Here is a 10389-nt window from a genome sequence, read left to right on the forward strand (position 1 = left end):
CCAAAATTAAGGAGAGTCATGCCATGGATCTGAAAATCGATTTATTTAAATCGAACTTAAAATCCGTTAAACAACAAAAAACGTTTGAGAATATCTACAAGAAAAACAACGGCAACTGGTCCGCCATCAAATCCGAGCTCGCCGGGGAAGATGGCTTTACGCCCGCAATCATCAACAACCTGGAATTTACCCATCGCCTGGCCAAGTGGAGCAACAAAAACAATGACCTGATTTCGGTTTTTAAAAATGACGACCAGATCCATTCCATGCGCGATATTGCGGCAAAATTCAATAAAGCGGCATTCATCAAGAAGGTGGAGGGGGCTGCTCCGGCTGGTTCGGAGGAAGACAAAAAAGCCTTCGCCCTCGATCTGTACCGCCGGCTGTTCGGCATGGAGCCGACGGCCATGCTGGTCAACATGATCAAAGATCCGCAAGTCCCGATCTTGAATGACGCGATCGGCGGCAACGTGGCGTCGGTTTTGGAAAAGCAGCCCGATTTCAATATCAAAACCGCTTCGATCTATACAGTCATCAAAAACGAAGAGGCGTTGAAGGATATCCCCCTTGAAAGCCGCGAAACGGTGATCGGCCAGCTTAAAACCCTGCAGCGCATCGCAGCGGTCAGCCCGGACACGGATGCACTGCCGGTGCTGTACAACGCGAATTTGCATTCAGCCATGCAAATTTCGGCCATGCCACAAACGCAATTCATGGCCGTCCTGAGCCAAAGCGGTTTGGATGACAACACCCTGATGCAGATTCATGCCAATGCCCAACAGGCGCGCGTGCGCAACGAACAGGCCATCATGGCGTTAAGAGAAGCAGGTCGGGGTACAGGCGTTGCCATGATCGATAAAAGTATGAATATGACCGCTGACGCCAAGATGGAAACAAGGAGCTTGAACGTCGGGGCTGAGCAAGAGAGAGCTCCTTCCACCCTCGAAGAAACCTTGGCCAAGCACAATCTTTCCTGGGATCTGCTGTTTGGCGATGCCGATTTCTGCGAATGCGGCGAGTGCAATTCTGTGTACAGCGCGGCGTCCTACTATGTGGAGCTGCTGCAATATCTGCGCAACAACAATCTCGATCCCGATCCCGGCAACCCGATTGCAATTAAATCCAATCCCAAAGATATTTCCGGCTCACCTCTTGAAAAGCTGTTTGACCGCAGGCCCGATTTGGGCTGTCTGGAACTCACCTGCCAAAATACAAATACCGTCCTGCCCTATATTGATTTAGTCAATGAGGTCATGGAAAACTACGTCGCATTCAAGCGCCTGAAACCTTTTAATGTTGAGGATGAAGCCAGCAGCGAACTGCTTGCCGAACCGCAGCATACCGAATATCAAGCGTATTGCATCCTGAAACACGAGGTTTACCCCTTTACCCTGCCTTACCATCAACCCATCGATGCCGCAAGAATTTACTTGAATCATTTGGATACCAGCCGCTACGAACTGATTCAAACGTTTAGAAAAAACAATTCGAATCCGGATGCGGAACTCGCCCGCTTAAAAGATGAGGCCTTGGACAGGGCCGCCGATGCCGAATTCTTGGGGCTGATCCCGGAACAATATGTGATCCTGACCAAAGAATGCTTTGAAAGCAAAGCCTTGATGGAAAAGCTGAAAAACAAAATCCTCACCGATGACGAATATCGGCAAATGATTGGCGTCAAACCGGTATGCAAGTACTATGGCTTTGACGATGATGCCGCCATGCTGGGCGACGACGGACTTACTCTCATTAAAAAACAGTTTTTGCGCCGTACAGGCATCGACTACTTCAATCTGGTCGACCTGTTGAAAACGGAATACATCAATCCCTGCATGCCGAAAGGCAAATCGAAAACGATCATGGAAAGCTTGCACTTCAGCTATCGGTTTATGCAGAACTATGCCAAGGCGCACGGCATGGATCAAATGGCGGAAGCTCTCGTTAAAGGCGAAAAACTGGCCGAGCTCGCACCATTGCTTAAAGAACAAATTGAATTGCTTACGAACAAAGCAACCTTGAGCTGCCCCGGGTCAAGCGGAAATGCAGTAGAGGTCTCCGATAAAGACATCATCCATTGGGTGAAATGCCACTTTGAAAAAGCAGGCAAGATGATCGTGATCGAAAGCGGAAGAGGCTGCGTGAACGGCAGGATTGAGGGAGCCAGGCGGGTACTTATTGTTGAAGATTGCCGAATTTTCATTGATGTCGGCGAGAAGAAGATTGAAATAGGAAGTATCGATCCAAAAACCGGGCAAATGTCGTTTGAAAATGAACAACCCGCCATAAATAAGACGGCTTTGAAAGATGCATCGTTCGTTGGCGATCAAGGTGAAAAAGGCGTTTTTCTGGTCATTGGCGATCAGCTTCATCTGGTCTTTCCGGAACAAAAAGACAGCTGCGATCTCGATACGGCGCTGCTTCGGCATTTGGACGGCACGCCTTTGACTGTAGAGGAATATGACCGGATTCACCGGTTCATCCGTTTATGGCGCAGGCTGGGTTGGACGATTGACGAAACCGACCGGGCCATTGCGGGCCTTGGCCATGGAATAAACGAGACGGCTCCGGACAATCATTCGGCAGACAGCCTTTGCGATCATTGCGGCGAAGAGGATTGCGGCACTGCGGGTTGCGATGACTGTGAAGAAGATACGGCCGCACAAGACGGCGACATCAACCCGAATCTGATCCGCCAGCTTGCAGCTGTAAAGAAGCTGTTGGATCAAACGGGTCTTGAACTGATCAAGCTGCTGTCTTTTTGGAACAATATCAGCACTGCCGGGGAAAAGCCGCTTTATCAGCGGCTGTTCCTGACCCACAATGTATTGGGAATCGATGACATCTTCAAGGCGAATGATAAGGGCAATTATCTGACGGGTGACGCCAAATTGCTTGATCATCTTCCGGTGGTGATGGCTTCTCTCAATCTATCTGCCGATGATATCCAGGCGATTATGAAGGTGTCCGGAATTGACGGCAAGCTTACCCTGGACAACATGTCCATCCTCTATCGCTATCGTCTTTTATCCAAAGTGTTGGGTTTGAGAATTCCCGCCTTTATCCGTATTTTGCCTTTGTTCGGCAATGTTTTTCAGGATGCCCATGCGACCCTCGAATTTATGGAGCGTTGGGGAAGAATGGAGGAATCCGGATTTACCCATCAGCAGCTGAATTACATCATCCGGGATGCGGATGACGAAATGAAACCCTTTGCCCCTGCCCAAAAGGACATTTTGCTGCTGAGCAAAACGCTGTATGACGGCTTGAATGCCATTGATGAAGCGCACAAAGACTTGCAAGCCGACGCTTCCATTACCGACCCCGCATTGCAACAAATTAACATTCAGGAACAAGCGACCGGCGCGTTGATCCGAACCAAAACCGGCCTGCTTTTTGAATCCGACGCGGTTGAAAAAATCATGGGCCTATTGGAAGGCACCAACGTCTTTACGACCAATGCCCCTAAAAATGTGAACGTTGCTTTGCCGGATTCCAGCACGCTCAACAATAAACTCAAATATGATAAAACCCTGGGCGCCATTCAGATTACGGGAATTTTGACCGAATCTGAAGCTGCCGATTTTAACAACATCAATGGCAGTTCCGATTGGGCCAAGGCACTGACACGCATTCAAAAGCAGCAGGACAAATTATTTAAAGAGCTTTTGTCCGGTGTATTTGAAAACGAACAAACCAAAACCGAGGTGGAGAAAGCGCAATTGGAAGCCATCCTCAAATCGGGGGACATCCGCATTCCGTTGGACAACATCCCGGAAGGGGAGGCGGATCCCAATACCGCCCCGCCCAAACGGGCGGCCTTCCTGGAAATCTTTTTGCCCTATTTGCGCCGGCAGCTGTCCCGTCGTTTCATCATCGATAAGCTTGCCGATTTCACCGGGCTTGACGTGAAAATCACTGATGCTCTGGTTTCGGAAGTGTTGAAGCTGGGTTCGCCGGCGGCGCCGATTTACGGGATTTTTGAGAAAATCAAGGAAAGCGCCAAGCCGGACGAGACGAATTGGAGCGGATATCTTATCCCTGCCGCCAACACCGGTTATACATTTATTGTTAAAAACAGCGATACGCAGCCGACGGTTAGCATCGATGGGGAGGTTTTGGATTTTACGGCCCAGGAAGATCCGACCAATGAATGGTGGAGCGGGACGATGCAGCTGCAGGCCGGGAAATTGTATAAATTGGCCACGACCGGCGCAGGGCTCGCCAATTTGTTCTGGAAAACGCCCGCATCCGCCATTACGTTCATCCCTTCATCCGCGCTGATTCCCGATTTTGCTTCCAAGCCATGCGAACCTGCCTTAATCGCCTTGAAAAAAGCGGCCATACTGGTATCCGCCTTTGAGTTAAGCGCGGATGAAATCCGCTTTTTGGACCTGCATCCTGCCGACTTTGACAACCTCGATTTTAATGCGCTTACCCTTGTGCAGTGGCTGCGCTTGGAGGCGACTGTCAGACTGCGCAATTCCTTGCCGCAGGCCAAGCTGAGCCTGCTTGAGTTTTGGAATTGGGTTAATGATGCCGCGTCGGATGAGACCGATCTCGTTGAAAAGATCGTCGATCTCACCGCCTGGCAAACAGAACGCATCGAGAAATTAATCGCCGCGAATCATTTCAATATTGGCAAAGCAGCAGACTATCGCAACGAGAAAAATCTTCTGAAACTGCAGGAAGCCATAACGGCAGCCGACAAAATCGGCATGGACCTTGATTTGCTTTTCGAATGGGCCGTGCCTGTTTCCAAGTTCAGCACCTGCCGCAAAATAGCCGACGGCATCAAAAACGCCATTCGCGCCAAATACAACCAAACCGATTGGGAGCAGGTCGTCAAGCCTCTCAACGACCGGCTGCGCAACAATCAGAAAGACGCGCTGATCGGTTACTTGCTGCAGCAAAAAGAATTGATCGCCTGGAACGTTGCGGACGCGGACGGATTATTCGAATATTTCCTGATCGATGTGCAAATGGATGCCTGCATGGAAACCTCGCGCATCAAGCAGGCCATCTCATCCGTGCAGCTATTTGTGCAGCGCTGCTTTCTGGGCTTGGAGGAAGAGCACAACGGCATAAAGCCGGATATTTTGGACAGATCCCGTTGGGATTGGATGCAGCGCTACAGAGTTTGGGAAGCCAACCGCAAAGTATTCCTGTATCCCGAAAACTGGATCGAAAGCAATCTTCGGGACGATAAAAGCCCGTTCTTCAAGGAGCTTGAAAGCGAGCTGCTGCAGAAAGACATCAATAAACAAAATGTCATCGACGCGCTTAAGTCCTATCTCTATAAAGTGGATGAAGTGGCCAATATGGAAGTGGTCGGGCTGTATATCGACGGAACGATGGCCGATTGGAAGTGGAGCAAAGACTCCAAGCTGCATGTTTTCTCCCGCACGCGCAATGCCCCCTATCTGTTTTATTACCGGTATTTGGCTTTGGATGAGATGAACTGGTACCCCTGGGAGAAGATGCAGATTGACATACCGAGCTATGATGTGGAAGACCCCGCTACACATGAGGTGACGGATAATGGATGCTACCTTATACCGGTTGTTTGGAACAAACGCTTGCTGGTTTTCTTCCCGCAGATCATGAAGAAAACGAAACCTAATCCCGATTCTACCAGCGGCAATTTCAACTCGCTTGGAAATGATTCCGACGGAATCAGGAAATCAAAGCCGATCACTTACTATGAGATCAAAATGGCCTGGAGCGAGTACAGAAATGGAAAATGGAAGCAGAAACAGATCAGCAAAGACGCCGTTCTCTCGGATCCAAGGGACGATAAAAACGATCTTCAATACTTCAAGTTTGTGCCCATCGTATACGAAAACAAAGTCCTGATTGACGTTGACGACAATCTGGACAGCGACGGAGGATATAAAGGCGCCTTCGAGTTTAACGGGACTGCTGTAACCAAGGCCGGAGCCATTTCTACCGAATCGATTTCAATCGACTATTTCAATCAAGACAATGGAAGGATGTACTCATGGCAAATCGATTCTTCGAGTTTGACAAGACAAAACACGGATGTTTATTTTTATGAACAAAGCTCCAGAGAAATCATGGGGTTTGAATCTGTTCAAAGGGCATTTAATCATCCGGATACCCGGAAGCTGTTGGGCAAAATAAATCTGGGCCAATTGGAGCTTTTCTTCAAAGAAAACCTGTCGATGCCGGCAGACAGCTTCGGTCCGTTCGATCAGGACGATAATTCATCTACCCCCGATATTTATCACGAGCTGAAACGATCCTATTCGCTTTATAATTGGGAGTTGTTCTTCCATACGCCGATTCTATTGGCGGATGCGCTCAGCAAGGCGCAGCAATTTGAAGAAGCCATGAAGTGGTTCCACTTTGTGTTCAACCCGATTGCCGACGAGAATGAGGACAATCGATTCTGGCAATTCAAACCGTTCAAAAATATGAACAGCCAACGGATTTTGGACAGCATTTTCAATAACCTCAAGCCTAACACTGCGGATAACACCATCAACGAATGGCGGAATAAACCTTTTATGCCGCATGTGGTGGCGCGCAGCAGACCGGTCGCCTACATGAAATGGGTCGTCATGAAATACATCGACAACCTTCTGGCTTGGGGCGATTACTTGTTCCGTCAGGACACGATTGAAACCATCAACCAGGCAACCCTGCTCTATGTATTGGCAGGCCATATCCTGGGCCCGCGGCCCATGATGATACCGAAGCGGGGCCAAATCAAACCGCAGACTTATCTCAGTTTGCTGGATAAATGGGATGCTTTCGGCAATGCCATGGTCGAGCTGGAATTGGCGGCACCCTTCAGCAATCAAACGGATTTCCCCATTGGCGCGGTCAATCATGAGCTCGCTTTCGCCAATATCTTTGGTCTGGCCTCGTCCTTATATTTCTGCATTCCCAACAATCCCAAGCTTATGGGCTATTGGGATACGCTGGCCGACAGGCTGTACAAGATCCGCCATTGTCAAAACATTGAAGGCGTTTTCCGCAAGCTCCCCTTGTTTGAACCGCCTATCGATCCTGCATTGCTGGTCAAGGCCGCCGCACAAGGTTTGAGCATAGCCTCCGTATTGAATGATCTGAATTCGCCGATGCCGAATTACCGGTTCTACTATTTGCTGCAGAAGGCTCTGGAATTATGCAATGAATTAAAGTCCATGGGCAGCGCCATGCTTTCCGCGATTGAGAAAAAAGACAACGAAACCCTCGCGCTGATTCGCGCCAAGCACGAGGGGGTCATGCAGAATCTGGTGATGGAAATCAAGAAAAAACAGCTGGAGGAAGCGCAAAAAAATCTGGAAAGTCTGATGCAAAACCGCAAAACGCCGGAAGCCAGGATGAAATATTACCTGAAGCTGAGCGGTCTGGATGAAGGTTTGGTGCCCAAAGTTACGGCTGATTTCAATGGAATTCCCAACGAGATTGTGACTGTGGACGGGGATAGCGGATTAAAATTGATACCATTCGAAAAAGAGGATATGGATAAAGCAAGTGAAGCTGCGAATTGGCAAGAAGCTATTGGTGCAACTGAAACCATAGCAAGCATATTTAATATCATTCCTTCCTTGGGAGGCTATGTGACGCCAATCGGAGTGGGAGCAACCGCCACTTGGGGAGGATCGAATTTGGGATCGGCCGCTTCTGCCGTCGCCCGGGGCATGCAAACCCATTCGAACAAACTGACCTTTCAATCTACCCAATCCGGTAAAAAAGGCGGCTTTACCCGCGCCCTGCAAGAACGTATTTTCCAGGCCAACGCCGCCGGTTATGAGCTGAAACAGATCGACAAGCAAATCACCGCCCAGCAAATACGAATCGATATTGCCAACCAGGACATAACCAATCAACAAAAGGCAATCGACAATGCCAATGAAGTGGAAGAATTTATCAAGAACAAATACTCCAGCGAAGAGCTGTACACTTGGATGAGGGGAAGCTTAAAAACCTTATACCATCAAGTTTATAATTTGGCTTATGAGCTCGCTAAAAAGGCCGAGAAAACGTATTGCTTTGAAAGAGGCATCAGCAGCGCCAATTTTATTCAGTCCGGTTATTTCGATGCGGGCAGAGACGGACTGTTGGCGGGCGAGCAGCTCTATGTGGGACTGAAGCAGCTCGAAGCGGCTTACCAAAACGAACGGGGTTACGATTACGAAATAACCAAGCAAATCTCCCTATCTCAAATCAATCCTTTGGCCATCATCCAGCTCAGGGAAATCGGCAAATGTGAATTTGCGCTGCCGGAAGTCCTGTTTGATATGGATTACCCGGGCCATTACAAACGCCGTATCAAATCGGTATCGATTTCCATTCCTTGCATCGCCGGTCCTTATACGGGCATCAATGCGACGCTCCGTCTATTGGAGAATAAATTCCGAAACACGGCGATCGGCGGCAAGGCGTACGAAGAAAATACCGAGGAAACGGATGACAGGTTCAGCTCTTATACAATACCGATCAATGCGATCGCGGCCAGCTCGGCGCAGAATGACAGCGGAATGTTCGAGCTCAACTTCAAGGACGAGCGGTATTTGCCCTTTGAAGGAGCGGGGGTGATCAGCAAGTGGCGGTTGGAATTGCCGGCATTCAGACAATTTGACTACCACACTATTGCCGAAGTGATTATTCACTTAAAATATACATCCTGCGAAGGCGGCGAGCGGCTGAAATCCGCCGCAGCCAAATCCGTATCGAAACAGCTTGAAAGCATGGAACAGGAGCTGAATGAAACAGGCTTGCATGCGGCATTGAATCTTAAACATGATCTGCCCAATGAGTGGCTTTTGCTCAAAAAGAACGGATCGGTTGATTTGAAAATTGACAAGTCAAGGCTGCCCTATATGGCTCAAACCCTTGATGCCGCCATTGAGGATGTAATGTTTGTGGCAAAGGTCAAGGACAACCCGGCTGCTTTTTCAGTGAACGTTGACGGCAACGCGATTAGTCTTGACAGAATCGATGAATGGAAGCTTTGCCGAGGGAGCAGCTCGGATATCGATTTGGGCAAATCCTTCGCATTATCGGTCGATCCCGCACTATTGAATAATCTTGAGGAATTGATCATGGTTGTGAAGTATAGTTTTTAAATAGTTTCAGGCATTAAGGCAGTCCATTCCTACTAAGCCAGATGTCGGTGGCTCTGACCTTCAGGCCAGCGCTCTCTGTCTTTACATAGAACTGAAGGAACGAAGGAATGCTTAATGTTTTTCCTCAACTTAAAGATGTGTGTGAAATAACTAAGTAAAAAAAGAGGGATTAGCGAGCATCGCTAGTCCTTCTTCATAAAGTTTCTTATAAAAATGACTCCTACCGGACAAGTGCATCCGGTAGGAGTCATCAGCCTTTCGGCGGTTGCGGCGAACTCCATCGCCATTCCTTTTTTGCTATACTTGAGCATACTCCGGGGTTGAGAAAAGATATTATTTTTTGAGTTTGAACCAAAATTTCATTTTTCTGGGTGAAGTGAGTATTGACTATGTTTGAATTCTCCATGTCAAAAGCGTTGTGCTGATGGCAACGGACAATATCGTAATAACTGAAAGCAAAAATGTTTCTTGAGAGATCAATACCCCTCCAAGGAACACGATAATGGCATCGATAAAAAAGATCACAATTCCAACATTGAGCGCAAAAAGATCTGACAAAAACAAGGCCAGCAAATCTGTGCCTCCTGTACTCGTTTCATATCGAAGCATGATTCCGATACCGGTTCCCACCAAAATTCCGCCGATAATGGAACTGAACAAAGGGGGCAGATGGCAGGAAACACACGAATCCTTTTCATAATGCTTGATAACATCAATCATTAAAGAGGATAAAATCATTCCGACAATACTATTGTAGAAATAGGGGCGGTAACGATACCAGGCATAAAGAAATATGGGGATGCTGCATAACAGCATGACCCATCCGATCTTCATCCCCCATAAATAATGTAAAATAAGAGCAATACCGATCACTCCGCCGTCCAGCAATTCATGGGGTACAAGAAAGAAGTTAATGCCAATCGCTAAAATAATACATCCTGAAAGGATGGCAAGGGCTTTTTGCATGATCCGTCATCACCTCAATCACCAATCAAATTTCACGCTGGTCCCGTTCGCGGGTTTCTATATGAAATAAATAGACTCCCACCAATGAGATAACTTATTGGTAGAAGTCATCAAACTTTCGGCGGTTATGGAGAACTTAATCACCCTTAGCTTGTATTATATTTATGTCTGGTTTGTCGCATTTATTACATTTAACCTTTTTTATACTTGTTAAAGGTGGACAAAGCATCGACGCCGCATATGAAACCATTAAGCAAGCCGAAGACAATTTTAATTTGATCCATACAAATTACGCCAAAAAGGACCGGGATCAATTAGAGCAGCT

Annotated in this window: 2 protein-coding genes and 2 riboswitches; of the genes, one reads left to right on the top strand and one right to left on the bottom strand. The window is 47.9% G+C overall.

Annotated elements, in window-relative coordinates; genetic code table 11:
• Positions 1-23: 23 nt before the first annotated feature.
• Entirely contained in the window at positions 24-9098 is a 9075-nt protein-coding gene (locus VF724_RS18280; RefSeq protein ID WP_371755683.1) for a Tc toxin subunit A-related protein, read from the top strand.
• 234 nt (positions 9099-9332) lie between these two features.
• A riboswitch (Fluoride riboswitch) is annotated at positions 9333-9392 on the bottom strand.
• 93 nt (positions 9393-9485) lie between these two features.
• On the opposite strand, the gene VF724_RS18285 is transcribed toward VF724_RS18280, so the two are convergent.
• On the bottom strand, positions 9486-10064 hold the full coding sequence (locus VF724_RS18285; RefSeq protein ID WP_371755684.1) for a YitT family protein: 579 nt from the start codon (positions 10062-10064) through the stop codon (positions 9486-9488).
• 94 nt (positions 10065-10158) lie between these two features.
• A riboswitch (Fluoride riboswitch) is annotated at positions 10159-10218 on the bottom strand.
• Positions 10219-10389: the final 171 nt, after the last annotated feature.

The sequence above is a fragment of the Ferviditalea candida genome (assembly GCF_035282765.1).
GTDB lineage: Bacteria > Bacillota > Bacilli > Paenibacillales > KCTC-25726 > Ferviditalea > Ferviditalea candida.

What these genes read in the sequence shown, in the direction of transcription:
- VF724_RS18280 (WP_371755683.1), top strand. Translation starts at nt 24, where the DNA reads ATGGATCTGAAAATCGATTTATTTAAATCGAACTTAAAATCCGTTAAA.
- VF724_RS18285 (WP_371755684.1), bottom strand. Translation starts at nt 10,064, where the DNA reads ATGCAAAAAGCCCTTGCCATCCTTTCAGGATGTATTATTTTAGCGATT.